The 1666-nt window shown below is 58.9% G+C and carries 1 protein-coding gene; it reads right to left on the bottom strand.

Annotation, left to right across the window (positions count from 1 at the left end; genetic code table 11):
* Positions 1-481 precede the first annotated feature (481 nt).
* Positions 482-1639, bottom strand: coding sequence for a TlpA disulfide reductase family protein (locus tag M727_RS0132740; protein WP_027156030.1), 1158 nt, complete (start codon positions 1637-1639; stop codon positions 482-484).
* Positions 1640-1666: the final 27 nt, after the last annotated feature.

Genomic DNA, 1666 nt, shown 5'->3' with positions numbered 1-1666 from the left:
TAATCCGGCCGGATCTGCTTGCGGCCGACCGGCTTGACGGCCGAAGAGTTTGTGGCGTCCAGACTATAGGATCCATGTCTCAGGATCGTTCATGGAGACGCTGAACCGAGCGACTAGAGCTGGTTCTTGGGATGCAGGCGAAGTCCTGCACCTGGGGACGCGGCCAGCGGGACAGCGCGAGGGGTACCGCTCGCAACACGGTTCGCCGAAGACGCTCGGTTTTCGGAGAACCGATGCCGCGACTTTAGCTCACCGATCGTTGGGCGCGGCGCCGACCGACCATCATTGACGACGTCCCGCCTGAGCTCGCGAGGCAGGCCTTTGCTGCTGCGCACAGAGGAAGGATCAGGGACAGCAGCCCATCAACCCAGGATGGCGACGGCGCATACGCCCAGACTTCAATCGCCTTTTACGGCGTGCTTGCGGCGCGCGTGCACTCGCCCAACAATTCGCCCAGTCAGGCCACGGCATTTCCGACCTGTCATCCCTCTTCATCTTTCGTCTTCCGCCGGGTGCGGTTTGGCTTCGGGAAATCCTGTTGTGGAGCCACACAAAGATCTTGTGAGCAAACCTGCTCACCCTTGTAGTTGGCCAGGGCCTGCAGCAATCGCTGTCCAATCCGCCGTTTCGTTTTTTCCGAGAAATTCTGCCAATCGGCGAGCGACTTCAGTGCCACTTCGATCAACTCGATCGCGCGATCCTTGTCGCCGCTCTCGTAAAAGTACTGACCGAGCGCCGGATAATACAGGAACTTGAAGGCGCCGTCGCCTGCCGGGGGATCCAGAGCCAGGATGTGTTCGGATAGCTCCTTGCCCATCGCGAAGCGCTCGGCAGAAGGAAGGTACGAATAGTCCTCCTCCGGATCGAAGAGTTGTTCCAGCGCATCAGAGAGCCAATTCACGCAATTTTGGTTGATCGCGTCGCGAACGAAGAGCTGCATGACCGGCATGCCTGCCCGCATGTCGCGCATTTCGTGAAGCAGCAGATTCGCATGGCACGTGCGGATATTGGGATCGTCCGGGAACAAGGCGACACCCTCTTCGATGGCCGAGAGCGCCGTGTGCCACTCCTGTGCCTTGAACGCCGCATAATACTTCTCAAAAATCGGCATCTTCACCATTCTGGCTTCGTCTTCGGCAATCCGCTTCGCATCACCGGCTTTCGCTTGCTTGCTGGTGCGCCAGCGGCCGTTGATCACTTTGGGCAAGACCTTATCGAGTTCCGTCGGATGACCGATAAAGGCGATGGCGCCATCACGATCGACAACGAACGAGGTCGGAATCCTGAGGGAGAGGCTGGGTTCCATCCAAAGCTTGCCCATTTCGCCTGTGAAGTCGAACGCGATCCGATAATTCAGATACGAGCAGTTTTCGGTCAACCACGCGTCCAGCTTGGTACGCGCTTCGTCCGCGGTCGGAGCGTGTTCAGAAGCTGCGACTCCGACAACCTCAAGCCCGCGATCCTTATATTTCTCCTGCAGCTCCGCCAGATGGGGCATCGCCGACACGCATGGGCCACACCACGTCGCCCAAAATTCGACGATGTACAGTTTCCCAGGCTGGAAGGCTGTCAGCGGCTCGCCACGCAGCCAGCTCTGCACCTTGATGGCAGGGGCCGGGGAATCCATTCGAAGCACCATGTCGCTCTCCAAAGCTATTGCCAAATG

Source organism: Mesorhizobium sp. WSM2561 (assembly GCF_000513915.1).
GTDB lineage: Bacteria > Pseudomonadota > Alphaproteobacteria > Rhizobiales > Rhizobiaceae > Mesorhizobium > Mesorhizobium muleiense.
The sequence above is the reverse complement of the archived record's forward strand: the minus strand, read 5'-3'. Positions and strand labels throughout refer to the sequence as shown.